Source organism: Marivita sp. (assembly GCF_051251565.1).
In the GTDB taxonomy this organism is placed as follows: Bacteria; Pseudomonadota; Alphaproteobacteria; order Rhodobacterales; family Rhodobacteraceae; genus Marivita.
Genome location: NZ_JBPOFB010000019.1, coordinates 1 through 25,946 on the forward strand (window position 1 = coordinate 1; position 25,946 = coordinate 25,946).

The 25,946-nt window shown below is 59.6% G+C and carries 29 protein-coding genes; 21 read left to right on the forward strand and 8 right to left on the reverse strand.

The features are described 5' to 3' along the window. Positions 1–232, forward strand: a 232-nt coding sequence (locus ACSHXH_RS16605; protein WP_435672915.1) for an SDR family oxidoreductase, incomplete at its 5' end; no start/stop codon positions are given. 185 nt (positions 233–417) lie between these two features. Here the strand turns inward: ACSHXH_RS16605 and ACSHXH_RS16610 are convergent. Both ACSHXH_RS16610 and ACSHXH_RS16615 read right to left on the reverse strand, forming a co-directional pair. Beyond that, entirely contained in the window at positions 418–1,263 is an 846-nt protein-coding gene (locus ACSHXH_RS16610; protein ID WP_435672916.1) for a fumarylacetoacetate hydrolase family protein, read from the reverse strand. A 36-nt stretch (positions 1,264–1,299) separates the two neighbouring features. Then, positions 1,300–2,001, reverse strand: coding sequence for a GntR family transcriptional regulator (locus ACSHXH_RS16615; protein ID WP_435672917.1), 702 nt, complete (start codon positions 1,999–2,001; stop codon positions 1,300–1,302). Positions 2,002–2,165: 164 nt separating this feature from the next. On the opposite strand from ACSHXH_RS16615, the gene ACSHXH_RS16620 reads away from it, so the two are divergent. From ACSHXH_RS16620 to ACSHXH_RS16665, 10 genes are all read left to right on the forward strand, one after another. After that, positions 2,166–3,179 (forward strand): TRAP transporter substrate-binding protein, encoded by a 1,014-nt coding sequence (locus ACSHXH_RS16620; protein WP_435672918.1) that lies wholly within the window; start codon positions 2,166–2,168, stop codon positions 3,177–3,179. A gap of 107 nt (positions 3,180–3,286) precedes the next feature. Further along, entirely contained in the window at positions 3,287–4,099 is an 813-nt protein-coding gene (locus ACSHXH_RS16625) for a TRAP transporter small permease subunit (protein ID WP_435672919.1), read from the forward strand. A gap of 3 nt (positions 4,100–4,102) precedes the next feature. Beyond that, on the forward strand, positions 4,103–5,698 hold the full coding sequence (locus tag ACSHXH_RS16630; protein ID WP_435672920.1) for a TRAP transporter large permease: 1,596 nt from the start codon (positions 4,103–4,105) through the stop codon (positions 5,696–5,698). 46 nt (positions 5,699–5,744) lie between these two features. Next, positions 5,745–6,830, forward strand: coding sequence for a mandelate racemase/muconate lactonizing enzyme family protein (locus tag ACSHXH_RS16635; protein ID WP_435672921.1), 1,086 nt, complete (start codon positions 5,745–5,747; stop codon positions 6,828–6,830). Continuing rightward, complete coding sequence (locus ACSHXH_RS16640) at positions 6,827–7,777, forward strand: phytanoyl-CoA dioxygenase family protein (RefSeq protein WP_435672922.1); 951 nt, start codon at positions 6,827–6,829, stop codon at positions 7,775–7,777. Before ACSHXH_RS16635 ends, ACSHXH_RS16640 begins: the two co-directional genes overlap by 4 nt. 81 nt (positions 7,778–7,858) lie before the next feature. Next, a complete protein-coding gene (locus ACSHXH_RS16645) occupies positions 7,859–9,349 on the forward strand; it encodes a UxaA family hydrolase (protein WP_435672923.1) in 1,491 nt (496 codons plus the stop codon). Then, positions 9,346–10,410 (forward strand): Gfo/Idh/MocA family protein, encoded by a 1,065-nt coding sequence (locus tag ACSHXH_RS16650; protein ID WP_435672924.1) that lies wholly within the window; start codon positions 9,346–9,348, stop codon positions 10,408–10,410. The genes ACSHXH_RS16645 and ACSHXH_RS16650 overlap by 4 nt, the downstream gene beginning before the upstream one ends. Positions 10,411–10,431: 21 nt before the next feature. Then, the gene (locus tag ACSHXH_RS16655) at positions 10,432–11,310 is read left to right on the forward strand and encodes an NAD(P)-dependent oxidoreductase (RefSeq protein WP_435672925.1); all 879 of its coding nucleotides are present in this window, start codon (positions 10,432–10,434) and stop codon (positions 11,308–11,310) included. Next, a complete protein-coding gene (locus ACSHXH_RS16660; protein WP_435672926.1) occupies positions 11,307–12,035 on the forward strand; it encodes an SDR family oxidoreductase in 729 nt (242 codons plus the stop codon). Before ACSHXH_RS16655 ends, ACSHXH_RS16660 begins: the two co-directional genes overlap by 4 nt. A 7-nt stretch (positions 12,036–12,042) precedes the next feature. Then, entirely contained in the window at positions 12,043–12,930 is an 888-nt protein-coding gene (locus ACSHXH_RS16665; RefSeq protein WP_435672927.1) for a DMT family transporter, read from the forward strand. Here the strand turns inward: ACSHXH_RS16665 and ACSHXH_RS16670 are convergent. After that, a complete protein-coding gene (locus ACSHXH_RS16670) occupies positions 12,927–13,664 on the reverse strand; it encodes an SDR family oxidoreductase (RefSeq protein WP_435672928.1) in 738 nt (245 codons plus the stop codon). The two genes, ACSHXH_RS16665 and ACSHXH_RS16670, sit on opposite strands and share 4 nt — an antisense overlap. 64 nt (positions 13,665–13,728) lie before the next feature. After that, on the reverse strand, positions 13,729–15,510 hold the full coding sequence (locus tag ACSHXH_RS16675; protein ID WP_435672929.1) for an IlvD/Edd family dehydratase: 1,782 nt from the start codon (positions 15,508–15,510) through the stop codon (positions 13,729–13,731). 123 nt (positions 15,511–15,633) lie between these two features. Here ACSHXH_RS16675 and ACSHXH_RS16680 point away from each other — a divergent pair, with 123 nt between their 5' ends. Genes ACSHXH_RS16680 through ACSHXH_RS16705 form a run of 6 tightly spaced genes read left to right on the forward strand, consistent with a single transcriptional unit; the run spans position 15,634 to position 18,545 of the window. Further along, on the forward strand, positions 15,634–16,116 hold the full coding sequence (locus tag ACSHXH_RS16680; protein WP_435672930.1) for a hypothetical protein: 483 nt from the start codon (positions 15,634–15,636) through the stop codon (positions 16,114–16,116). After that, positions 16,113–16,823 carry an AzlC family ABC transporter permease gene (locus ACSHXH_RS16685; protein WP_435672931.1) on the forward strand — a complete coding sequence of 237 codons (711 nt, stop codon included), beginning with the start codon at positions 16,113–16,115 and terminating at the stop codon, positions 16,821–16,823. Before ACSHXH_RS16680 ends, ACSHXH_RS16685 begins: the two co-directional genes overlap by 4 nt. Then, positions 16,820–17,140 (forward strand): AzlD domain-containing protein, encoded by a 321-nt coding sequence (locus tag ACSHXH_RS16690; protein ID WP_435672932.1) that lies wholly within the window; start codon positions 16,820–16,822, stop codon positions 17,138–17,140. The genes ACSHXH_RS16685 and ACSHXH_RS16690 overlap by 4 nt, the downstream gene beginning before the upstream one ends. A gap of 15 nt (positions 17,141–17,155) precedes the next feature. After that, the gene (locus ACSHXH_RS16695; protein ID WP_435672933.1) at positions 17,156–17,860 is read left to right on the forward strand and encodes an RraA family protein; all 705 of its coding nucleotides are present in this window, start codon (positions 17,156–17,158) and stop codon (positions 17,858–17,860) included. A gap of 33 nt (positions 17,861–17,893) precedes the next feature. Then, positions 17,894–18,199 (forward strand): ribbon-helix-helix domain-containing protein, encoded by a 306-nt coding sequence (locus ACSHXH_RS16700; RefSeq protein WP_435672934.1) that lies wholly within the window; start codon positions 17,894–17,896, stop codon positions 18,197–18,199. Continuing rightward, on the forward strand, positions 18,189–18,545 hold the full coding sequence (locus tag ACSHXH_RS16705) for a type II toxin-antitoxin system RelE/ParE family toxin (protein WP_435672935.1): 357 nt from the start codon (positions 18,189–18,191) through the stop codon (positions 18,543–18,545). Before ACSHXH_RS16700 ends, ACSHXH_RS16705 begins: the two co-directional genes overlap by 11 nt. Positions 18,546–18,554: 9 nt before the next feature. Here ACSHXH_RS16705 and ACSHXH_RS16710 read toward each other — a convergent pair whose 3' ends face one another. Genes ACSHXH_RS16710 through ACSHXH_RS16725 form a run of 4 tightly spaced genes read right to left on the reverse strand, consistent with a single transcriptional unit; the run spans position 18,555 to position 21,676 of the window. Further along, on the reverse strand, positions 18,555–19,076 hold the full coding sequence (locus ACSHXH_RS16710) for a redoxin domain-containing protein (RefSeq protein ID WP_435672936.1): 522 nt from the start codon (positions 19,074–19,076) through the stop codon (positions 18,555–18,557). Positions 19,077–19,079: 3 nt separating this feature from the next. Further along, positions 19,080–19,982: a phytanoyl-CoA dioxygenase family protein gene (locus ACSHXH_RS16715; RefSeq protein ID WP_435672937.1), complete on the reverse strand. Its 903-nt coding sequence runs from the start codon at positions 19,980–19,982 to the stop codon at positions 19,080–19,082. Next, positions 19,982–20,905: an NAD(P)-dependent oxidoreductase gene (locus ACSHXH_RS16720; protein WP_435672938.1), complete on the reverse strand. Its 924-nt coding sequence runs from the start codon at positions 20,903–20,905 to the stop codon at positions 19,982–19,984. The genes ACSHXH_RS16715 and ACSHXH_RS16720 overlap by 1 nt, the downstream gene beginning before the upstream one ends. A gap of 12 nt (positions 20,906–20,917) precedes the next feature. Then, positions 20,918–21,676 (reverse strand): SDR family oxidoreductase, encoded by a 759-nt coding sequence (locus ACSHXH_RS16725; protein ID WP_435672939.1) that lies wholly within the window; start codon positions 21,674–21,676, stop codon positions 20,918–20,920. Positions 21,677–21,805: 129 nt separating this feature from the next. On the opposite strand from ACSHXH_RS16725, the gene ACSHXH_RS16730 reads away from it, so the two are divergent. Genes ACSHXH_RS16730 through ACSHXH_RS16745 form a run of 4 tightly spaced genes read left to right on the forward strand, consistent with a single transcriptional unit; the run spans position 21,806 to position 25,931 of the window. Further along, on the forward strand, positions 21,806–22,837 hold the full coding sequence (locus tag ACSHXH_RS16730; protein ID WP_435672940.1) for an L-idonate 5-dehydrogenase: 1,032 nt from the start codon (positions 21,806–21,808) through the stop codon (positions 22,835–22,837). Continuing rightward, complete coding sequence (locus ACSHXH_RS16735; protein ID WP_435672941.1) at positions 22,837–23,430, forward strand: LysE family translocator; 594 nt, start codon at positions 22,837–22,839, stop codon at positions 23,428–23,430. Before ACSHXH_RS16730 ends, ACSHXH_RS16735 begins: the two co-directional genes overlap by 1 nt. Continuing rightward, complete coding sequence (locus ACSHXH_RS16740; RefSeq protein WP_435672942.1) at positions 23,427–24,809, forward strand: FAD-binding oxidoreductase; 1,383 nt, start codon at positions 23,427–23,429, stop codon at positions 24,807–24,809. Before ACSHXH_RS16735 ends, ACSHXH_RS16740 begins: the two co-directional genes overlap by 4 nt. A gap of 3 nt (positions 24,810–24,812) precedes the next feature. Then, a complete protein-coding gene (locus ACSHXH_RS16745) occupies positions 24,813–25,931 on the forward strand; it encodes a fumarylacetoacetate hydrolase family protein (protein WP_435672943.1) in 1,119 nt (372 codons plus the stop codon). The last annotated feature ends 15 nt before the right edge of the window (positions 25,932–25,946 follow it).

Consider the following 25,946-nt stretch of genomic DNA (forward strand, 5'->3'; position numbering starts at 1 on the left):
GGCCCCCGATGGTATCCGCGCCAACGCGATCTGTCCGGGGTTCATCGACACAGATATCACCGCGGGCAAACTGACCCCGGAGATGCGCCAGTCCGTGCTGGACGGTATCCCGATGGGTCGCGCGGGCACCGCCCGCGACGTAGCGGGATGCGCACTTTTCCTCGCGTCGGACCTGTCGGCCTATGTGACGGGGTCAGAGGTAGACGTGAATGGAGGGTCGTTGATCCATTGACAAAAGCGGGTGTCGTTCAGTCGGTCTTGTGATGGGCTTTACGCATCCGACTGAGCAGGATCCGTAACACGAGACTGCTATTGTCTTGGTGCCAGTGACAGACGGGCATTTGCGATATGTTCGTAACGGCGCAGGCTAACCATGACGTGTGAATAGGCTGCGCCGAAACTTGGATCTGCCGCGCTTTACTCCGCCGCCTCGGTGACCTGTCGCTGACGGCCAAGCCCTTCGACCTCAATCTCCATCACGTCACCGGGTTTGAGGAACCGCTGTGGTTTCATGCCCATGCCGACGCCCGAAGGTGTGCCGGTAGCGATGATGTCGCCCGGTTGCAGTTCCATGAACTGGCTCATGTACGACACGATTTCGCGCACCGAAAAGATCATGTCGTCAGTATTGGAATCCTGCACAGTTTCGCCGTTCAACGACAGTTGCACGCGCAAGGCTTGCGGGTTTGGCACTTCATCAGCCGTAACCAGATAGGGGCCGGTCGGGCCAAAGGTTGGGGCGGATTTGCCCTTGATCCACTGACCGCCCTTTTCGATCTGGAATTCGCGTTCCGACACGTCGTTGATGGTGCAATAGCCCGCGACATAGTCCAACGCGTCGTCCTCGGACACATACAAAGCGGTGCGGCCGATCACGACGCCCAGTTCAACCTCCCAATCGCCTTTGACCGATCCGCGTGGGAGGATCACCGGATCAAACGGACCCGAAAGCGATGACGTTGCCTTGGAAAACAGGATTGGTTCGGTCGGTGGTGTCGCGCCGGTTTCTTCGGCGTGTTTGGTGTAGTTCAGGCCGACGCAAAAGAAATTTGGCACCGACGCCAGGCACGACCCGATGCGGCCCGGATCTGCCACGACCGGCAAACTGGCCACGTCAATTGCGCGCAACGCCTCCAAGGCCTCAAGCGACACTGACGTGCCGGCGAAATCCGTCACATGCGCAGACAGATCCCGGACAGCGCCGTCATTATCAAGAAGGCCGGGTTTTTCCTGGCCCTTGGGGCCAAAGCGCAAGAGTTTCATAGTTGGTTTCCTGTTTGGTCTTGAAAGGTTGAGAGTTCACGAAGCGGCGGCCTGATCTGAGTCGTCGCTTTCGAAGTAGTCGCGGACATTTACCAGCAGATGTTCAAGGTGGTCCGAAAGGCTGAGCCGCACCAGATCGGCATCGCGTTTCACGAGCCCGTCAATGATCAGAGTGTGTTGGCGCATGACGCGGGCGCGGCTGTCCTGACGCCGGGCGGAAAGATACCGCGCCCGCCACAAACGGGCGAGCATGCTGCGGTGGGTTTCGATCAGCACGTCATTGTTCGAGGCTTGTGCAATGGCAAGATGCACCTGCATGTCGAGCTCAAACACATCGACGGGTTCGCGCGAATCGTATTCGGCAGCGAACTGGTACTGGGCATCGACGATCGCCTTGATCTGGTCATCCGTTCCGGTTTGGCAGGCCAGATCGGCTGACAAAAGCTCCAGCGCGGTCAGGACTTCTATATTGTCAGAGACCTGTTTGAACGTGGGTTGCGCGACAATCGGGCTGCGCGCCGGGCGCAGGACAACAAGACCTTCCTGGGCAAGGATACGAATCGCTTCGCGCATGGGTGTCCGGCTGACCCCCATATCGGCGGCATTGTCGCGTTCCTTGATGGTCGCGCCAGGGGCGTGTTTTCCGGCCAGTATATCGCGGCGCAGTTGTGCTGCGATCTGCTCGGGCAGGCTCGCGGGCGCGAAAGGCAGGGGAGATGTGTCGTTTGAATCAGTCAAAATCAGGCCCAGAGCGAATTAACAAATTTGGTATACCAAAAATTATTGCGTGTCGACATTGCATTCGTTAGCGTTGGTACAGGATGGTATACCATCTATCCGGTTGTCTGCGGCCAACCAAAGAAAATCAGGCGGACATTCGAGCCGCATTGGGAGGAAATACTATGAATTTTAAGTCCATTCTTATGGGATCAACGGCAGCTGCGCTGCTGGCGACAACAGTAAGCGCCGATCCGGTGACGTTGCGTATCCAGACGCATTACGCAACAGAGCACCCCACGGGCAAGTTCCTGGCCCAGTGGATTGATGACGTTCAGACCATGTCTGGCGGCGATATTACCATCGAGATGTTCTATTCCGCATCCGTCGTTGCGACGGTGGAGACCTTTGACGCCGCGATCAACGGCATTCTGGATTGCGACGCCACAGGCGGCGCCTACCAGACTGGCAAGAACCCGGCGTTCCAGTTCGTCGGCGACATCATGGGTGGTTATGACACGCCTTGGCAGCAGTATAGCTGGCTTTACTACGGTGACGGCTACGCAGCCGCACAAGAGCTTTACAACGAACAGAACATGCAGCTGATCGGCTGGTCGATCTACGGTCAGGAATCGCTGTCCTCTTCCAAGCCAATTGCTGGCTTCGCAGACCTTGAAGGCTGGAAATTCCGGTCGCCGCCCGGTCTTGAGACTGAGATTTTTCAGGGGCTTGGTGCATCCCCCATCGTGATGGACTTTACCGAAATCTTTACCGCACTTGAGACCGGAATCATTGACGGTGCCGACGCATCGGGCCTGGCCAACAACGTGGGTCTCGGCATCTATGACATCGTGAAGCATGCGACATATCCCGGCTTCCACTCCATGCCGTCGGACCACCTTGCGTGTAACCTTGACGTCTGGAACGGTCTGACTGAACAGCAGCGTCGTATCATCGACACTGCGTGGCAAAAGCTCAGCTTCCAGATCGCGCTTTTCAACGAAAAGGCAAACTCCGAAGCCGCAGCGGCGCTGCAGGAACAGGGTGTGACCTTGTATGACTGGTCAGCCGAAGATCGTGCCACGTTCCGTAAAGGTGCACAGGCGGCTTGGGAAGGCTGGGCTGACAAGAATGCAGAGACACGCGCGTTGGTCGAAAGCCACAAAGCGTATCTCAAGCAGCTTGGTTTGATAAACTAAACCATCCTTGCTTGCCCAAATGGCCCTGACATTTTGGGGTCTTGGCGGGTCCGCTTGGGCCCGCCGCATCTGACCACCCACGACATACCGCGAGGGGAACGCGTGCCATGACACAGGAAAGCCTGTGGCTGGGATCGTATCGCAAGCCGATACGCTCGGCCATGATTGCCAGCATCATCTTTACGTCAGCACTATTTGGCTGGCTTGTGGTGAACCGACTACTGTTTGGTGATGACGCCATCGGCATGCATGAAATGATCCGCCCGGCGGGATCACCAATGGTTCAGCTCATGCTGGTGTCTTTGTCCATCACACTGCTTATCGGCTCTATCTACCTATCCGACTGGGCCGTTTCGATCGAAAGCAAGCCTGACGGGGTTTTCGACGTCATATCGCTTGTCGCGTCGCGCCTTGCCATGATCGCAACCACATTCATCGTGCTTGTGATGTTTTACGAAGTTGTGTCGCGCTACGTGTTCAGCAAACCGACGCTTTGGGCGAACGAACTGTCCTTGTGGATCGCAAGCTTCGTGTTCCTGTTCGCAGGACAATACGCGATGCAGCAACGCTGCCATATCCGCATTTATATCATTTACGATATGTTCCCGCGCTGGCTTCAGAAGACGTCTGACGTGATTTCGACGTCCCTGATTTGTGTCTTCACCTTTGCGCTGATCTGGGGTGGCTACAATGACGCCATGCGCCGGATGCTGCGGATGGAGACATTCGGGACAGCCTGGGATCCCCCCCTGCCCGGCACACTCAAGCCGGCCATTCTCATCATCATCCTTGCCGTGACCATTCAGGCCGTGTCGAACCTGATTGCCGACTGGAACAAGGAGCCCGGTGAGCATTCGCCCGCCGATGACATCGACGCAACCGAGATCGAAAAGATCAAGAAAACTCTGGGCGAGGTATAATCGATGGTCGATATCGGCACACTCAGCATGATCATTCTGCTGGCAATGTTCGCATTGCTGGCGATTGGGATGCCTCTTGGTTTTGCCTCTGCCTTTTTGGCAGTCGTGACACTGGTCCTGAAATTTGATGCCAGCATCCTATGGGGCAATTTTGGCCAGGGACCGTTCTCGGTTCTGGGTCAGGCGGTTTACCGACAGATGACGAACTATGTTCTCATATCGGTGCCACTCTTCATATTTATGGCCGCTCTACTGGAGCGGTCTGGCATCGCAAAGGACATGTATTCGTCTCTCAACGTCTGGCTGTCCCGCACCCGCGGCGGCATTGCCATCGTGACCTCGATCATGGCCGTTATCATGGCTGCCATGTCGGGCATCATCGGCGGCGAGGTTGTTCTGCTTGGCCTGATCGCCCTGCCCCAGATGTTGCGGCTTGGCTACAACCAGAACCTTGCCATCGGCACGATCTGTGCGTCCGGCTCTTTGGGCACCATGATCCCGCCATCGATCGTTCTGATCTTCTACGGTCTGGTCACGGAAACCTCGATCAAGGCGCTGTTCACCGCGTCATTCCTGCCCGGTTTCATGTTGGCCATGTTCTTTATCACCTACATCATTGTACGCACGAACCTGAACCCGTCGTTGGCCCCTTTGCCAGAGCCGGTTCCCGGTGAACCCGAAGGCAATGAAAAGCGCATGATGTTCCTTGGCTTCCTTGCCAAGACCGGCATGTGGATTGCCGGTGTCCTGACGGGCCGCGCACTGTTCTTTACAGTAACTGGCGACAACCGCATCGTCGAAAACACCGATCCGATCCCCTTGGGGATGGTGGCTGACCTGCCCTATCTGGCCGCAGCCTTCGGCATCTTCGCGCTGATCGCCTATGTGGTCGTGGGCAAGGCACGCACCGACAAGGGCTGGGAGATGGGCAAGGGTCTTGTCGCGCCCATCGTTGTGATCGGTGTTGTCATGGGGTCGATCTATGGCGGTATCACCGGTATCACCGAAGCGGCGGGCATGGGTGTGGTCGCGGTCTTCGTGATCGGCCTCCTGCGCCGCGAGATGAACTTTGAGATCGTCTGGGATGCGCTTGTGCGGACCTTGCGGTCCACAGGGACGATCATCTGGGTGACCATCGGGGCGTCAGCGCTTGCTGCGGCCTATACGCTTGCGGGCGGCCCGACCTTTGTGGCGAACCTGATCGTGGGCTACGACCTGCCCACAATGGGTGTGATCCTGATGATGATGCTCATCTTTCTGATCATGGGCATGTTCATGGACTGGATCGGCATCGTTCTTCTGATCATGCCAGTGTTCCTGCCCATCGTGGTGCGCCTGCCTGCGGAAGAAATCGGCTGGCTTGGGACAATTGACCCGCGCCTGATCCCGATCTGGTTCGGTGTGGTGTTCTGTATGAACATGCAGGTCAGCTTCTTGTCGCCACCCTTTGGCCCGGCGGCGTTCTACCTCAAGTCAGTGGCGCCTGCGCATATCTCGCTGACGGACATCTTCAAAGGCTTCCTGCCCTTCATCTGCCTGCAGCTTTTGGCGCTGGCCGTGCTTTTGGCCTACCCGCCCATTGTGACGGTGTTCTTGTAAACCAACTGGGGGCATCCTGCGGGGTGCCCCTTTTTCGGACAATCCCATGACACATATCGACCGTATTCAAACCGACCATTACATGATCCCCCTGCCCCGCGCGTTGGAGGATTCCATGCACGGCACCATGACTGGCTTCGAAGTGGTCACCGCTCGTGTCACGGACAGCGACGGCGCAACGGGTGTCGGCTATACCTTCACCTGCGGTGTGAATGGCGGCGCGATTGCCGACATCCTTGGTCGGGAAATGACGCCACGCGTGCTTGGCCGTGATCCCGCGATGATCGAAGCGATCTGGAAAGACCTGTGGTGGGCCTTCCACTATGGCGGTCGCGGCGGGCCTACCGTGCTGGCCCTGTCGGCGCTGGACATGGCGCTGTGGGATTTGAAAGCGGTGAAAGCGGGATTGCCGCTTTACCAACTGCTTGGCGGCTATGATGCGAAAGTGCCCTGTTACGCGGGAGGGATCGACATTGACCTGACCCCATCTGAGCTGGTTGCACAAACCCACGACAATATCGCAAACGGCCACCGCGCCATCAAGATGAAGGTGGGTCGTGATGTGCTGCGCGAAGACGTGGCCAAGATTGCCGCGATGCGCGATGCGTTCGGCCCTGACCTGCCGCTGATGGTGGATGCCAACATGAAATATACCGTGGATGCGGCCATCCGCGCCGCCCGCGCGTTCCGCGATTTTGATCTGGTCTGGTTCGAAGAACCGATCCCGCCAGAAGACCCGGCAGGCCACAAACGTATCCTGACCGAAGGTGGCATTCCCATTGCATCGGGCGAAAACCTGCGATCCCTGTGGGAATTCCGAACTGCCATCGAAGGCGGCGTGTCCTTCCCCGAACCAGACGTCACCAATTGCGGCGGTGTCACGCCCTTTATGAAAATCGCGCGACTGGCCGAGGCGTTCCACCTGCCCGTCACCAGCCATGGCGCGCATGATATCACGGTGCATCTGCTCGCCGCTTGCCCGAACCGTTCCTACCTCGAAGCACACGGTTTCGGGCTTGAGAATTACGTTGAAACGCCTCTCAAGATCGAAGACGGCCATGCCATTGCCCGCGATGTACCGGGGCATGGTGTTGCCTTTGACTGGGACAAACTGGAAAGGGTCCGCGCATGACATTGTTCCTCTCTGCCCACCAGATCGCAGCTTTTGAGCGTGACGGCGTTCTGGTGGTCGACAACGTATTGCCTGCCGAAACGCTCGCCGCTGTCCAAGCGGAATACACCGACCTGCTGGATCAAATTTACGACACGTGGCACGCACAGGGCCGTGTGCCAGCGCCCGGAGACATGGATTTCTTTCAAAAACTGCTGACCGCCTACGAGGCGGGATGCGACTGGTTTCAACCCCTGGACATATCCCTACCCGGATCTGAGATCGCGGCAAACACGCCGTTTCACACCGGGTCAGCGGTGTTTGACATGCTCACCTGTCCGCGCCTTCTCGATTTGGTCGAAGACCTGATTGGGCCCGAGATCACGTCAAACCCGATCCAACATGTCCGCCTGAAGCCACCCGCGCGCACCCTGCGCAACACCGAAACCACAGCGCATATCATGGCAACCGACTGGCATCAGGACCGCGCCGTTGCCCATGAAGACGGCGACCAGACCAAGATCGTCACTGTGTGGCTCGCCATCACCGACGCAACACTGGACAATGGCTGTCTTCAGGTGATCCCCGGCAAGCCGCAGATGTATCCCCATTGCCCCAAACGCCAGACCTCCATCGCTGACGGCTTCATCGACGAGTCCAGGGCGCAACCCTTGCCCGTCAAAGCGGGTGGTGCGGTGATCTTCCATCCGCTTACCCCGCATGGTGCGCTCGACAACACGTCTGACGGGTTCCGCTGGTCGTTCGACATTCGCTACAATGTCACCGGCCAACCGACAGGCCGCGCCCATTTCCCTGATTTCATCGCCCGGTCGCGCACAGCCCCCGAAACCGAACTGCGCGATTGGAAAATCTGGAGCAAAAGCTGGCACAACACCCGCGCCCGTCTTGCTCCGAACCCCCATATCCCTCTCCACAGATGGACTTCCGACAGCCCCGCCTGCGCCTGACCCTTTGCTTCTCTGGTGTATAAATATCCCGGAGGAGCGCGGCACGCGCGGGGGCAGAGCCCCAAATAGGACCACACAGACATGACCACCGTTCGCCTGTCAGACCAAGACAACGTCGTCACTGCTATCAAACCGCTTGAAGTTGGAATCGAGGGCGCCACCCAACTGATCCCGCGTGGCCACAAAATGGCGACCACCGACATCGCCAAAGGCGCGCCTGTGCGCAAATACGCGCAGATCATCGGCTACGCCGCCGAAGACATCGCCAAGGGCGCGCATGTCCACACGCACAACCTCGAATTTCGCGGCGTCGACACTGAATACGAGTTTTCCACCAACTTGCACCCTGCCCCAAAGGCGACCAGCCAAGACACGTTCATGGGTTACAAACGCGCCACGGGCCGCGTCGGCACCCGCAACTATATCGCCGTTCTGACATCGGTGAATTGCTCCGCCACCGCCGCACGGATGATTGCCGCGCATTTCACGCCAGACATGCTTGCCGACTATCCTAATGTTGATGGCGTGGTCGCCTTTGTGCACGGCACGGGCTGCGGTATGGCCGGGTCGGGTGACGGCTTCGAGGCGTTGCAACGGGTGATGTGGGGCTATGCCAAGAATCCCAATATCGGCGGCGTTCTGATGGCCGGTCTAGGCTGCGAGATGAACCAGATCGACTGGCTCGTTGAGGCATATGGCCTTGTCCCCGGTCCGCTGTTCCAGCGGATGAACATTCAGGATGTCGGGGGTCTGCAAAAATGCATCGCGCTTGGCATCAAGAAAATCGAAGACATGCTGCCTGTGGTCAACGCCTCAACACGTGAAGAGGTGCCTGCCTCTGAACTCATGGTTGCCCTGCAATGTGGCGGATCAGACGCGTGGTCCGGTGTGACCGCGAACCCGGCTGTCGGCTACGCCTGCGATCTGCTCGTCGCGCAAGGCGGCACAGGTGTGCTGGCCGAAACGCCCGAAATCTACGGCGCGGAACACCTGCTCACCGCCCGCGCGATTGACCGCGCGACAGGCGACAAACTGTTGGCCCTGATCGACTGGTGGGAGGATTACACCGCCCGCAACAAGGGCAGCATGGACAACAACCCGTCGCCCGGCAACAAACAGGGCGGACTGACGACGATCCTTGAGAAATCGCTTGGCGCGGCGGCCAAGGGCGGCACAACACCGCTAACCGGCGTCTACAAATACGCCGAACCGGTCACCGCCAAAGGCTTCACCTTCATGGACAGCCCCGGCTACGATCCAGTCTCTGTTACGGGCCAAATCGCGTCAGGCTGCAACCTTGTCTGTTTCACCACAGGGCGCGGATCGGCCTTTGGCGCGAAACCAAGTCCATCGATGAAGGTCGCCACTAATACCGAAATGTACGCCCGCCTGTCAGATGACATGGACATCAACGCAGGCACTATCCTGTCAGACGGCAAATCCGTCGAAGAAGTGGGCCGCGAGATCTACGAGATGTGGTTGCGCATGGCGTCGGGCGAACAGTCCAAATCCGAAGTTCAGGGCTTGGGCGACTACGAATTCGTCCCGTGGCAGATCGGCGCCACGATGTGACCCGACCCCTACCGCTAACCATCATCGGTGCAGGCTCTATCGGTCAGCGCCATATCGGCGTCGCGCAGACATGCGCGGCGGTCGATCTGGTTGCTGTGGTGGAACCCAACGAAGCCCTGCGCAGCACCCTGGCGCAACAGGGCTTGCCGATGGTTGCCAATATCGACGACGCGCCCAACAGCACCCGTGCCGCGATCATCGCAACGCCCACCCCGGACCACGCACAAAGCACCTTGCGTTGCTTTGACAAAGGCTGGGCCGTGCTGGTCGAAAAGCCAACCGCGCACACGTTGGAGGCCGCAAATGATCTGGTGCGTCAGGCCGATACCAAGGGACTCGCGTTTTTCACCGGCCATCACCGCCGCTGTCACCCGTTCACCATCGCCGCGCGCGAGGAACTTGCGAAATTGGGCGATCTTGTCGGCGTTCAGGGGCTTTGGTCGCTGCGCAAACACACCAGCTACTATGATGTTCCTTGGCGCAGGCAACCGGGTGCAGGGCCGCTGATGACCAACCTCAGCCACGAGGTTGATCTGCTGCATTTCCTTGTGGGCGAGATCATCGAGGTCACAACGCTCTTGTCTTCGGCCCGGCGCAACCTGCCGATTGAAGACACTGCCGCTCTGGCGTTTCGATTTGCCAATGGCGCGCTGGGGTCGATGCTCATGTCCGATGCAGGCGCATCGCCGTGGTCGTTCGAATCCGGCAGCTATGAAAACCCGGCCATCGCGGGGTCGGGCGAAGATTACCTGCGCTTCACCGGCACGGACGGCGCATTGGCCTTTCCGTCGCTGACCCGCTGGGGCCGGTCGGATGAGGCGGAAATCGAATGGTCAAAACCACTTTTGCGCCACGACACACCGACCTTCGCGCGGGTCGACCCGATCCACGAACAACTGATCCGCTTTGCGCGGGTTGCACAAGGTGGGCAGGACGATGTTCTGTGTACCGGAACCCAAGGCGCACGAGCGCTTGAAATCACGCTGGCCGCCGCCCTGTCTGGGCGTGACGGTCGTCCGGTGCGTCAGGGCCAAGTGCCCGGACAGTTCACCGGGGTCTGAGACAACAACGAAGGAAAACTTATGAAAATCGGATTTATCGGACTGGGCCTGATGGGCCGCGCCATGGTCGAATGCCTGCAAAAGGCAGAGTACGATGTGGTTGTCCTTGGCAACCGCGACCGCACAGGGATCGAAGCAGCCTTGGCCCGTGGCGCGACCGAGGCCACCTCTGCCCGCGACCTGACCAAGATGACCGATATCGTCATGCTCTGTGTCGGCACTTCTGACCATGTCGAGGCCAATGTCTATGGCGACAACGGCATCCTTGCCGGTGTCAGCGCGGGTCAGGTCGTGATCGACTTTGGCACCTCCCTACCCGCCTCGACCCTCAAGATCGGCGCCGAGATGGAGGCCAAGGGCGCATCCTATCTTGACGCCCCGTTGGGCCGCACGCCGGCGCATGCGGTGGACGGGTTGCTCAACCTGATGTGTTCGGGTGACAAGGCAGCGTTTGATCAGGTCAAGCCGGTGCTGGATGTGCTGGGCGAAAACGTCTTTCACCTTGGCAAACTGGGCAGCGGCCACACGATCAAGCTCATCAACAACTATTTCGGCATGACCACCGCCTGTGCCATGTCCGAGGCCTTTGCCACCGCCGACGCCGCAGGAATTGATCGGCAAGCCCTGTTCGAAGTGATGGCCGCCGGGCCGCTACGCTCTGGCATGATGGAATTCATCCGCAACTATGCGGTCGATGGCGACCTCAATCTGGCATTTTCGATTGCGAACGCGTCCAAGGATGTCGGATATTATCGCCAGATGACGCAGGATCTTGGCCTTGAAAGCCGCATGTCCGGTTGTGCCGACGACGCCCTCAAAACAGCGACCAAAGACGGCGACGGAGACAAGATGGTTTCAGAAATGGTCGATTGGATGAGCAAGAATTTGAGGACATCATGACAGGACGACTCTCTGGTAAACGCGCCTTCGTCACCGCCGCAGGTCAGGGGATTGGCCGCGCGACGGTCGAAGCGCTCACAGCCGCAGGCGCGCATGTGGTCGCCACAGATCTGCACGCGAATCTGCTGACCGGGATCACCGCTGCCGAGGCATTCGCCCTTGATGTGCTCGACAAAGCTGCGCTGCAAAGCGCGGTCACAGCGGCGGCCCCGGACATTCTGGTCAATTGCGCGGGCCATGTGCATGGCGGCAGCGTTCTGGACGTCACGGACGACGAATTTGCCTTTGCGATGCACCTCAACCTGCGATCCCAGATGCATGCCATACAGGCGGCGTTGCCCGGAATGATCGACAAGGGGCGCGGGTCTATCGTGAACATCGCCTCTGTCGCCTCTAGCATTCAGGGCCTGCCCAACCGCTGTATCTACGGCACGTCCAAAGCGGCAGTGATTGGCCTGACGAAATCCGTCGCGGCAGACTTTGTCACCCAGGGCATCACCTGCAACGCCATCGCCCCCGGCACCGTAGACAGCCCGTCGCTGCATGAACGTCTTCGGGCGACCGGCGATTATGACGCCGCGATGAAAGCCTTTGTCGCGCGCCAACCCATGGGCCGCATCGGCACCGCCCCCGAAATCGCCGATCTGGTCGTCTACCTGTCCAGCGACGAAACCCGCTATATGACTGGGCAAATCATCAGCATTGATGGTGGCATGACGATATGAGGCGCACTTGGTAGGTATCCTTCCGCGTGAGGACAAGACCCCGGCTGGCATCGGCATCATGGTGCTGGCCGTGGCCCTGTTTACCTGTATCGACACTTCTGCCAAATGGCTGCTTATCGCAGGGCTGCCCGCCTTGCAGGTGGTCTTTGCCCGCTATGCCGGACATCTCATCGTGGCGCTGGTTCTGTACTTGCCACGCGAAGGGCTGGGTGCGCTGAAATCCCAAAGCCCCGGCAAGCAATTCCTGCGCTCGATCTTTCTGCTCGGCAGCACGATCCTCAACTTTCTCGCGCTCAGCTATCTGCCAATCACGGTCACCACGACGATTCAGTTCACCATGCCCATCGTTGTGACCCTGCTCGCCATCCCAATGCTGGGCGAAACCGTCGGCATACGCCGCATCGTCGCCGTCTGCGTCGGGTTTTCCGGCGTGCTGGTGGTGACGCAACCCTGGGGGGCCGAGTGGCACCCCGCCATGCTCTTGTCGATCCTGTCAGTGGTCGTTGCGTCTCTCTACTTTGTCATGACGCGCATGCTCGCAGGCGTGGAAAGCAACGCGACCCAGCAACTCTGGTCCGCAGCTGTCGCCACAACGATCCTGCTGCCCTTTGTGATCAAAGGCTGGGTCTGGCCATCTGACATGCAAGCATGGATGGTCTTCTGTGCCATCGGATGTTTTGGGGCGACCGGCCATATCGCAGCGACCACAGCACACCGCTGGGCAGATGCCTCACTGCTGTCGCCGATGTTCTACGCGCAAATCGTCTTTGCCGCGATCTCGGGTATCGTGATCTTCAACACCTGGCCCACCATCTACACATTGGGTGGCGGTGCCATCATCATCGCCTCCGGTCTGTATATCTGGGCAAGGGAACGGCAGGTGAAGGAGGGTTAGCCCCGCCCGATATACGGCATCGCCGACGCCATCACCGTCATGAATTGCACGTTGGCATCGAGCGGCAGCGACGCCATATGAAGCACCGATTTGGCAACATTGGCCACATCCATCACAGGCTCGACCGCGATGGACCCATCCGCTTGCGGTACGCCTTTTGTCATCTTCGCCGCCATGTCTGTCAAAGCATTCCCAATGTCGATCTGACCACAGGCAATGTTGAACGCGCGCCCATCGAGGGAAATCGACCGCGTCAGCCCGGTGATTGCATGTTTCGACGTCGTATAGGCCGCCGAGCCATAGCGTGGAACATAGGCCGAGACCGACCCGTTGTTGATGATCCGCCCACCTTGGGGGTCTTGCCGGCGCATCAGGCCAAAGGCGACCTTGGCGCAGATGAAACTGCCGGTGACGTTGATGTCGATCAGGTTGCGCCAATCTGCAACGTCGATCTCATCAACCGTCGCGGCCCCTAAAGACACGCCCGCATTGTTGAACAAGGCGTCTACGCGACCCCACGACTTGGCCGCCTCACCAAACGCCCGCGCAACATCCGCCTCATCACTGACGTCACATGGCATCGCCAAGGCGTTCTCGTGTGACGCGGCGACCTCCTCCAACGCAGACCCCGTCCGCCCGACAAGGCCAACCTTCCAACCGGCTTGCAGAAAAACCTCCGCCGTCGCTTTGCCAATCCCGCGTCCGCCGCCGGTGATGATGATGTTCTGAGACATGCCCTTGTCCTATGCTTCTTTGGGCCCGAAATACCTCGGGGGTTTGGGGGCTGGCCCCCAATCGTTAATGATTGTCACGTGGCAGATCATGCCGGATCTTCTGATACGCAGTTGCCAATTCAAGGCAGCCACCATCAGATAACTGCCCAACAAGCGATCGGTAAATCTCTTGCCACGGCGTCTGGTTCTTGAGCACAGGTGCAACCCACGCATCCTTGCGCGCCTGCCATTCGTCGTCGGGCACCAGCGCATCCATGCGGCTGGCGTTCAGATCAAGCCGCACGCAGTCACCGGTCTTGAGATAGGCCAGACCGCCACCAACAACCGACTCAGGAGACGCGTTCAGGATCGACGGGCTTTCGGAAGTCCCCGACTGCCGCCCGTCACCGACTGTGGGCAAATGGTTCACACCCTGCCGCACAATCGCATCGGGGGGCAGCATATTCACCACCTCGGCAGACCCGGGATAGCCCACACAGCCGACTCCACGAATGAACAGGACCGTGTGATCGTCGATCTCAAGCGCCGGATCGTTGATGCGGTCGTGATAATCCTCAGGCCCTTCGAACACGACCGCACGCGCTTCGAACACGCCCTCGTTGCCCGGCTCGGACAAGAACCGCTTTTGGAAATCCGGCGAAATGACGCTGGTCTTCATCAGCGCAGAATCGAAAAGGTTGCCCGACAGAACCTTGAACCCTGCATTGGGGCGCATCGGGTCGGCATAGGTTTTGATGACATCCGTGTCTTCGCTTTCCCAGCCGTTCAGGTTTTCGGCCATCGTCTTCCCGGTCGCGGTCATCACATCCAGATGCAGACGGTCCGCTTTGACCAGCTCGCCCATCACCGCAGGCACACCTCCCGCGCGGAAAAAGCTTTCGCCCAGATATTCGCCCGCAGGCTGCATATTGACCATCAATGGCACGTCGAACCCGACCTTTTCCCAATCGGTGACATGCAGATCAACGCCGATATGGCGTGCGATAGCCTGCAGATGCGGTGGTGCGTTGGTCGATCCACCAATGGCCGCGTTCACGACAATCGCATTCTCGAACGCCGCGCGGGTCAGAATATCCGAGGGTTTGAGATCCTCATACACCATCCCGACAATCCGCTTGCCGGTCTCATAGGCCATCGCCATGCGTTCGCGGAACGGCGCGGGAATAGCCGAGTTCCCGGTCAGGGTCATACCCAAAGCTTCGGCCATCGCGTTCATCGTGCTGGCGGTGCCCATCGTATTGCAATGCCCGTGCGACGGGGCAGAGGAACAAACCCGCTTCATGAATTCTTCGTAGTCAATCTCGCCATTGGCAAGCAAACGGCGGCTCTCCCAGACAATCGCACCCGATCCGGCGCGTTTACCCTTCCACCAACCATCCAGCATCGGCCCGCCATTCAGCGCAATCGCGGGCAGGTCCACAGTGGCGGCCCCCATAAGCATCGCAGGCGTGGTCTTGTCGCAGCCCGTGGTCAGGACAACCCCGTCAATCGGATACCCATGCAGCACTTCGACAAGGCTCAGGTATTGCAGGTTCCGGTCCAACGCCGCTGTCGGGCGCTTGCCGGTTTCCTGAACCGGGTGCACCGGGAATTCCATCGGAATGCCACCGGCCTCGCGGATGCCCGCCTTGATCCGGTCCATCAGGAACACATGGATCTTGTTGCACGGCACCAGATCAGAGCCGGTCTGCGCAATGCCGATCACGGGGCGGCCCGCTTGCAGCTCTTCACGGGTGAACGTGCTGTTTTGATAGCGCTCTGTATAAAGTGCTGTCATCCCCGGATTGTTCGGGTTGTCAAACCACTCTTGCGAGCGGAACCGTTTGTTGGCGCGCGTGTCCGACATCGTGCCCTCCCATGCTATGTTTTTCGCCCTCTGGCATCGGGGCGCTTGGCATAGCATTCCGAAATGGTATACCAAATGCAAGGGCAAAAGATCAGCCCAGATCAGCAAGAGGGAGAACGACGTATGCCATCACGTGTCACGCGCGGATTAGGCGCGGTCTTGGCGGTGTGTCTGGGCACATTTGCGCAAGCCGATGTTGACCTTGCAACGGCAGATACCTGTCTTACTGACCATCTGTCCCACAATCAAAACCCCTCGGCTTGTATTGATCAGGCCCATCAGCGCTGCCTGACCACCCCCGAAACCATGACCGCGTCTGCCGTCCTGTGCTTCGGGCAGGCCCGCGAAGCGTGGAACATCGGGATCGCCGCCAATATGGACAACATAACCCAAAACGCTGACGACCGGATCGCTGCGATTGCGGCGGTTGAGCTGAAATACGATCTGCTGGCCAACCTGATGCAATGCGACCGGATGGAAGAGCTTGCCAAGCTCGGCGCAGTCGCAACCGGAGACCAGATCGCCCGCCAACGCGCCCAATGCGAGGCCTCCGCCGCCGGGCTGGTCTATCTGCGCGTCAAAATGCGGGCGCAAAGCCTGCAATGACACCAAGACAAGCGTTTTGGCGCGGCTACCTTGATTGTGCGCCCTTCATCCTGATCGTTGTGCCTTATTCCACGCTGTTCGGTGTTGTCGCCCGCGACGCAGGTCTGGATGTGCTGCAAACCATGTCAATGTCGGTGCTGGTCATTGCAGGCGCGTCACAGTTCACGGCCCTTGCACTGTTACAGGATCAAGCGCCGGTGTTTATCGCGCTGCTCACAGCGCTGGCGGTCAACCTGCGCATGGCGATGTATTCCGCTGCTCTGGTCCCGCATGTCGGCCATGCCAGGTTCGGCACACGCGCGCTCATGGCCTATCTGATGGTCGATCAGGCTTTTGCGGTTGCCGTCAAAACCTATGAAGACCGCCCCGAGATGACACCCGATGCCAAGGTTGCCTATTACTTTGGAGCGATGTTACTGATCTGTCCAATCTGGTACATCTGCACCTTCTTCGGTGCGGTGATGGGCCAGGCAATCCCCGAAAGCTGGTCTTTGGATTTCGCCGTCCCTATTTGCTTTATTGCCCTGACAGCCCCGCTGCTGCGGTCCCTGCCCCACATCATTGCGGCGCTCACCTCTTGTGCCATGGCCATCGCATTCGCGTGGGTGCCGTGGTCGCTTGGCATCATCGTTGCTGCGCTGATTGCCATGGGCGTCGGCGCGCAAGCAGAACTGTTCCTCAAACGCCGCGCGGGGCGCACCGCATGATCGACGACACCGCATTCTGGCTACTGACGCTCGGACTGGGTCTTGGTACCTTTGCGATCCGGTTTTCGTTTCTGGGCCTTCTGGGGGGACGGCAACTGCCCGACTGGGCACTTTTGCACCTCCGCTATGTCGGCGTTGCCGTGTTCCCGGCCCTGTTCACGCCGCTGGTCCTGTGGCCCGACGCAACCGGCGGAGACATGGATCCGGTGCGCATCATAGCCGCGATTGCCGCGTTTGCCGTTGGCCTCAAGGGGTCGGTGATCGGCGCGATCATCGCAGGCATGGGCACATTCTACGCCCTGCATTTTCTCACCTGAACCCAGAGGTCTGACATGATCGAAGAACCCCCAAAGCTGCAAATCCTCACCACGATCCCGCGCCCCAGCCAAGCCCAGATCGACGCGTTCAAGAACATTCCAACGGGGTTTCTGTGTGACGCGATGGAAGGGCAAGGCGCCTTGGACATATCCATCCAGCCTGTCTGCACCGATGGCGGCTTGCCCTTGCACGCCCACGGCCCCGCACTTGTCGCCGACAACGGCCCGGCCGAGATCCTCGCCACCATGGGGGCTGTGCATGTCGCACGGCCCGGTGACATCATCGTCGCCGCAGTCCACGGACATCAGAACTGCTCTGCCGCCGGTGATCGCTTCTGCGGGATGATGAGGAACAAAGGCGTTGCCGGGTTCGTCACCGACGGCCAGATGCGCGACTATCCCGGAATTGTCGCAGCTGGCCTGCCTGCATGGTGCGCAGGTCTCAGCCCGAATTCACCCTATTCCAACGGCCCCGGAAAGGTGGGCTTTGGCGCGGTTGTCGGCAGCAGGCATATCGAGACCGGTGACATGATCGTCGCCGACAGGGATGGCGTGGTCGTGGTACCCTTTGCCAAAATCGACACAGTTATCGCCCAACTTGCCGCCATTCAGGAACTCGAAGATACGCTGGACGCAAAGGTCCAAGGCGGGTTCTGCGAGATGCCCAAGATCGCCGCGATGCTTGAGGACGGCAGCGCAAGGCTGGTGGACGAGCTGTAGCACCACCCTGAACCTTGATACGAGGTCAACTCTATGCTACTCAGTAGCATGGTGAAAGAAGGTGCCAAAATGTCGGTCAAAGCCTCGATTTCGATCTCTGAACAACAAGACTCGTTTGCACGCTCCCTGGTTCAAGAAGGTCGGTATTCCAGCGTCAGCGCGGTGATTCAACACAGCCTTGATCTGCTCAAAGCCAAGGCTGACCGCGAAACTACCGAACTTGATGCCCTCCGCGCATTTGTTGCTGACCGGCTAGACGGCCCGTTTGAATCCTCGGACATCGCCCGCCGCGCAACTCAAGACATGATTGCCCGCAAACGACAGGCGCATGGGCTGTAGGGTTCAGCGGTCACTGGCCTGCCAAACCGATCTTGAAACGATCTTTGACCATCTCATCGCGGCCTATACCGACCTTGGCTCTGACATCGCGGACGCGTTCGACCAAGCCGAAAAACGCCTGTTCGAGATTGAAACGATCATCGACGCCCTTGCCCAAACGCCCCATCAGGGCACGCTGTGGCCCGAAGTGATGGCAGGCTTGCGTTGGACCACCAAGAACCGCGCTATCCTGTATTTTACCGTCGATGAGACCACGCAGACGATCTTTGTTCTGGCAGTGTTCTTTGGTGGACAGGATCACAAGACCCACATCCTTGATCGCATCGCATCAAACCAAATTGGCTAAGATCGCACCCTAAGCCGTCCCCCGCACCGGGCGGTCGTTCTCGATGTTGAACCGCATCCCGTCGAGCAACTCGTCCAGATCGGGCCGCGACGCGGGTCCGTTGGAAATATCCACCAGCATCAGCGTCCCGTCAGGCCGAATCGCAAAGGTGCCGGGTTCAGCAAACCGGTCGGTTGTTTCCGCCTCGGACAACGGGTCCGACACATAAAGCCCAAGCGCGCGCATCTGCGCCTCGGTCATGCCGTAACACAAATCGAAACCCCAACCGAACTCTGCCACATCCGCTTTTGCCTCTGCCTCGGTATCCGCAGACACCACGATCACATCCATGATCGCCGTCCAATCCGCCAGCATCGCGTTAAACTTGTTCAGATACCGCTTGCAGCGCGGGCAATGCTTGCCACGATAGACCACCAGCAGCGTCCAGCGATCCTTGGGCGCGCCAATGATCACAGACCCGCCGCCCAGTAGAGGAAAACTGGTCTGGTCAACAGGCGCACCAACGCGCGGTTTGTGGGATGTCGTGTGCAAATCCTAACTTGGTTTCGTCGCAAACGCGCTTTTCGCGCCTGCACTTTCCTGTGTCTTGAAGATCGACCCGGTGTCAGGCGCAGGCGGCATTGGCATCACGACAGGCACATCCGCCATACGAGCCACCAATTGCGGCTCCCCGGTGATTTGGCGGTCCTGCACATCGTCCCAATAGGCACGTTGACCCAGTGAATGGATATAGCTGGACGCGCCAAGGATCGGCCAGGCATCCGACGCGCTGCATTCGTAGAACAGAATCAATCGATTCCGATCACTCATATTCGGCGCTGACCCGTGCAGGATGCGCGCATGATGCACCGTCATATCGCCCGCTTTGCCGGTCAGCGTCACAGCCTTGTCCATCTCGAACAGCGGATCATCCGGGTCAATGGCCCCCGCGAAATAGCCGTTCGCCATATGGCTCAGGATCGGGCCTTTGTGACTTCCAGGAATAACCATGAGCGGCCCGTTCGCCTCATCCACATCCTCAAGCATCAGACCGAATGCCAGCAGGCTGTCATTGGTCGCGGGGTAGAACGCCCAATCCTGATGCCACTCAATCGCCCGCCCACCGCCGGGTGCCTTGGTGTTGAGCTTGGACGTGAGCAAGTTCGTATGCGGCCCCAACAAATCAGTCAGGACTTCGGTCATCTTAGAATCGCGGATCAAATCCCAGAAATACGGATCGCGCTTGTGCGGCAGCTTCACCCGCGTCAAGCGCGGGTTGTCCGCAGAATGACCCCGATCAAGGTCATAAACCTCGTTGCTCTCGCTCACCTCGCGCGATGCTTCGATCAGCCGCGTGGTGATGTCACGCAAACGGTCAAGCTGGTCCGGCGTGACCGCGTTCTCGACCAACAGGTATCCGTTCTCGTCGTAGAACTGCGTCTGCTCTGCGCTCAACATCAGCTTTCGCCCTTCTTCACCGCCTCCGGAAGGCTGAACCCGTTCAGTTCCGCGATGTGATTGGCAATGGTCGGCACGAAATCCTGCCCCTTGCCCGCCGCCTCGGCCTGATCAAAATAGTTGCGCACGGCAGCCCCCATCGGGTTCATCACCCCCGCCGCCGTGGCCATAGAGGCCACATAGCGCACATCCTTGGCCGCATTGGCGATGGCGAATTTGTGCGCCTGCGGATTGCCGCCCACTGCAGCGGAAAAGAACGTGTCAAAGAACCCACAGCCCATGCGGGATGGAGCCATCACATCACGCACCGATTGCGGCGTTAGTCCGGATTTGACGGCAATGCTCAGCGCTTCGGAATAGACGGCGGCATAGGACATCGACATGAAATTCATGATGAGCTTCATTTTATGGCCAGACCCCACCGGCCCGATATGGTTGATCGACCCGGACCAACATTCGATCACGGGTTTCACCTTGGCAAACGCGGCGTCCGACGCCCCCACCATTGCGTCAAGCATGCCTTCCTCGGCTTCCTTCGGCGTCCTGCCCAAAGGCGCATCGACCATGTGCACGCCCTGTGCCAACATCTCTTCGGCCAGCGCCATGGTCGAGGTTGGATCAGCGGTCGTTGCATCGACCACGATCAACCCCTCGCGCGCACCGGCCAGGATACCGTCAGGGCCACGCATCATTGCCTCGACCTGCGGTGAATTCGACAGACACAAATGGATTACATCACATTGCGCCGCCATCTCGCGCGCGGTCTGCACCTCGGTGGCACCCATGCCAACAAGACTGTCCACCGGCACCCGATTGCGGTTGCCCTTGATGACCAGCGGATAGCCGCCCTTCAGGATGTTCTTGGCCATCCCATGCCCCATCAGACCAACGCCGATAAAGCCAACTGTCAATTTCTCACTCATGTTTTCCCTCCCTCAAAGGCTCGCCGTGATGCCGCCATCGACATACAGCGTGTGTCCGTTCACAAAACTGGCCGCGTCCGAGGCAAGGAACACAGCAGCGCCTTGCAGCTCTTCGACCTTGCCCCACCGGCCCTGCGGCGTACGCTTTTCCAACCATGCGGAAAACTCCGGGTCGGCCACCAATGCTGCGTTCAGCGGCGTGTCAAAATACCCCGGCGCAATTGCGTTGCAGTTCAGACCAAGCCGCGCCCAATCGGTCGCCATGCCTTTGGTCAGGTTCGCAATCGCCCCCTTGGACGCGGTGTAGGGCGCAATCCCCGGACGCGCCAAAGCGGTCTGGACCGACGCGATGTTGATGATCTTGCCCGTACCGCGCCCGATCATGTGCTTGGCCACGGCCTGTCCGACATAAAATGCCGAATTGACGTTGGTCCGCATCAGGTGGTCAAACGCATCCGGCTCAAAATCCTCCAAAGGACCACGATGCTGCATCCCAGCATTGTTGATCAGGATGTCGATCTGCCCGTCGCGTTCATAGCCGTTCACCGCGTCGCGCACCGCTGCCGCATCGGTCACGTCAAAGGCCAGGGTCTCAACGCTGGCCCCTGCCCCGCGCAACCGCTCTGCCGCCGCCTCAAGGTCGCTCTCATTGCGACCGTTCATAACGATGCGTGCGCCAGCCTCGGCCAGTCCTTGGGACAAGGCAAAGCCAATCCCCTTGGATGACCCCGTGACCAACGCCACGCGCCCCGTTAGATCGAAATTCGGCATGTCCCCTCCCGGTTTCGTCGTGCTTTGGGTGTTTGACAATTCCCCGCCGACGCTCTTACTTGCAAAAATGGTATACCATTTGCCGCATGACGCAAGCCGCGTTTTGCCCGATCTAGGGAGGGTCGTCTGATGCAAGCACTCTACGCATATGGGCCCAAGGATTTGCGCCTTGGCACAGCACCCGATGATCTGCTTGGCCCCGGCCAACTGCGCATCAAGATGGCGCGCGGCGGCATTTGCGGCAGCGACCTGCATTATTTCAACCACGGCGGGTTCGGCACGGTCAAACTGCGCGAACCGATGATCCTAGGGCACGAAGTGTCCGGCCATGTGACCGAAATCGGCACGGGCGTTGACGGGTACAGCGTCGGCGATCTGGTCGCCGTGTCTCCGTCGCGCCCCTGTGGCGTCTGCGACGAATGTCTGCGCGGCCTGCCCAACCAATGCCTGAATATGCGGTTTTATGGCTCTGCGATGCCATTCCCACACATCCAAGGCGCGTTCCGCGAAAGCCTGATCGCCGATGCGGCGCAATGCATCAACGCTGACGGCCTGACCCCGGCAGAGGCCGCCATGGCCGAACCGCTCGCAGTGTGCCTCCACGCGATGGCGCAAGCCGGCACCGTTCTTGGCAAACGCGTTCTGGTCACGGGGTGCGGCCCCATCGGCGTGCTGGTGATCCTTGCCGCCCGCCGCGCAGGTGCGTCCGAAATCATAGCGACCGACATCACCGACACCGCCCTTTCCCGCGCAAAGACAGCGGGCGCTGACGTGACGCTCAACAGCCTGACGCATCCCGAAGCACTCGCTCCATATGCAGCCGCCAAGGGCAGTATCGACACAGGCGTTGAATGTTCCGGCGCGGAACCCGCCCTGCGCGCGATGGTCGGTGCCCTGCGTCCGCGCGCAACGTTGGTGCAACTGGGCCTGTCGGGCGACATGACCCTGCCGATGATGCAAATCACCGCCAAGGAACTGTCTCTCAAAGGCTCCTTCCGCTTTCACGCCGAATTCGCACAAGCCGTCGCCTTCATGCAAAAAGGCCTGATCGACGTTGCCCCGTTAGTGACTCACAGCTTTCCGCTGGCCCAATACGCCACCGCCTTCGCCACCGCCAATGACCGCGCGACGGCGATGAAAGTGCAGTTGGAGTTCACCTGATGGGAACCTTCGCGCTTGCCGTGATCCTGCTGATCATTACCCCCGGCCCCGGTGTTCTGACCACTGCGGGCTTTGGCGCAGCCTACGGGTTCAAACCGTCGCTGCGCTATGTTCTGGGGCTGTTCATCGGCACAAACCTTGTGCTGCTCGCGGTCATCACCGGCGTTGCCGCAATTGTGCTGTCCGTCCCATGGCTGCGCATCGTGCTGATGACGGCCTCTATCGCGTATCTTCTCTACCTCGCAGCGCGGATCGCCTTCGCCGGATCAAAAATCGCGTTCATGGAGGCAAAGACCCCCCCCGGCATCCTTGGAGGCATTGCGCTTCAGGCGATCAATCCCAAGGCGTATGTGGTCAACACCTCACTCATCTCGGGGTTCAACTATGCGCCAGACAACCTGCCCTTTGAAGTGATCACAAAAGTCCTGATCATGACAGCGATCTGGATACCTCTGCATCTGGGCTGGCTCTGGGCGGGCACGGTCCTGCACGAACTGAACCTCAGCCACCGCACCCAACGCGCCATCAACATTGGCATGGCCCTTGCCATGCTGTCGGTCGTGGCGCTGGCAACATGGACGGCCACACGATGAGTATTTCAACAGCCATCACCGCGCTCAAAGCCACGCTTGGCGACAAGATCAGCACGTCGCACGCAGATCTGACGCTGCACGGGCAGAACGAAACCTATTACCCCAACACGCCGCCCGACGCCGTCGCCTACCCGGCCTCGACCGACGATGTCAGCACGATTGTCGAACTCTGTGCGCAGCACGGATGCCCCATTACGCCAGTGGGCGCGGCATCGTCTCTCGAAGGTCAACACCTGCCCACTTTGGGCGGTATTAGTGTCGATTTCCGCGATATGAACCGCGTGCTTTCGGTGCAGACCGAAGACCTCAACTGCGTGGTGCAACCGGGTGTCACCCGCAAGGCACTGAACGCCGATCTGCGCAGCACGGGCCTGTTCTTTCCCGTCGATCCCGGTGCCGACGCGAGCATGGGCGGCATGGCCGCCACCCGCGCCAGCGGCACCACCGCCGTGCGCTATGGCACCATGCGCGAAAACATCCTCGCGCTTGAGGCAGTGTTGGCCGACGGCACGATCATCCGCACCGGAAGCGCCGCGCGCAAAGCTTCGAACGGCTATGACCTGACGCACTTGTTGATTGGGTCGGAAGGCACGCTTGGTATCATCACCGAACTGACCCTGAAACTGCACGGCCTGCCAGAAGCAACCACCGCCGCGACCTGCCGGTTTGCATCGGTTGATGACGCGGTCAATTGCGTGATCACGACGATTCAATGCGGCATCCCAATGGCGCGGATCGAACTTCTTGACCATATGATGGTGCGCGGGTTCAACGCCTATTCCAACGCGGGCCTGCCAGAGGTTCCGCATCTGTTTCTCGAATTCCACGGCTCTCCCGCCGCAGTCGAAGACCAACGCGTCGCCTTTGCCGCGATCGCTGAAGATCACGGCGCAAGCGGCTGGAAAACCGCCGACACGACCGAGGACCGCACAGCACTTTGGGCCATGCGTCACGACGCGCATTACGCCTCTGCCGCCTTAGGCAAGGGCAAACATATCTGGCCCACGGATGTCTGCGTGCCGATCTCGAAACTGGCCGAAGCGGTCCGCCAGTCGCAGGATGACGCAGCCAAACTTGGCCTGACCGCCACCATTGTCGGCCATGTCGGGGACGGCAACTTCCATGCCGGACTGTCAGTCGATCCCAACGACCCGGACGAGATGAAACGCGCCGAGCAATTCACAAGCGACCTGTGCAAAACCGCCCTGCGCCTTGGCGGCACGGTATCCGGCGAACATGGCATCGGCCTTGGCAAACAGCGCCATATGGAGGCTGAACACGGCCCCGCCCTGATGCCCATGCGCGCGATCAAGGCCGCGTTAGACCCACACAACATCCTGAATCCCGGCAAGATGCTGCCGCCGACCAACACGAGGTGACCCATGCTGCCCCTGTCCAATCCCTTTTCAAACGCTGCCCTGGCAGGCCGGGTCTGGCGCCCCAATATCGGCCCCTGCGTTGTCGCAATTCGCGGCGACCGCGTGATCGACATCACGTCCCACACCATCCCCACCATGCGCGATCTGTGCGAAGCGGATGATCCCGTTGCCTTGTTGAACGCCGCCGCTGGCGAAGACATTGGCAGCCTGTCCGACATGGCCCCGCACCTGCTGGCCCCCGTCGATCTGCACGCGGTCAAAGCCTGCGGCGTGACCTTTGCCAACAGCATGGTGGAACGCGTGATCGAGGAAAAGGCCGACGGCGACCCCGAGCGCGCCAATGCGATCCGCGACCGTGTCGGCAAGATCATCGGCGACAGCCTCTCGGGCCTGAAACCTGGCTCTGTTGAGGCTGAAAAGGTCAAAGCCGTGCTGCAAGCCGAGGGCCTTTGGTCGCAATACCTTGAGGTTGGCATCGGCCCCTATGCAGAGGTGTTCACCAAGTCCCAACCCATGAGCGCAGTTGGCTATGGTGCCGAGGTGGGCCTGCACCCGGTGTCCAAATGGAACAACCCCGAACCCGAAGTCGTCCTCTGCGTTACCTCAAAAGGCACCATCATCGGCGCGACGCTGGGCAATGACGTGAACCTGCGCGATGTCGAGGGCCGCTCTGCCCTGCTCTTGGGCAAGGCCAAGGACAACAACGCGTCCTGCGCGCTGGGTCCGTTCCTTCGTTTCTTCGATGACAACTACACGCTCGATGATGTGCGCAGCGCGGAACTGACCATGACTGTCACTGGCACCGACGGGTTCACACTCGACGGTCAATCCTCCATGACCCAGATCAGCCGCGACCCCGCCGACCTTGCCGCGCAAACCATCGGGCGGCATCACCAATACCCCGACGGATTTGTCCTGTTTTGCGGCACGCTTTTCGCCCCGACCAAGGACCGCGACGCCCCCGGACAAGGCTTCACCCATCACATCGGTGATGTGGTCGACATCACAGAGCCCAAGCTTGGCACCCTGCGCAACACCGTGCGCCTGTCCACCGAATGCCCGGAATGGACCTTTGGAACATCCGCCCTGATGCGCAATCTTGCCGCGCGCGGGCTTCTTTAATCCAGAACCAGGAGA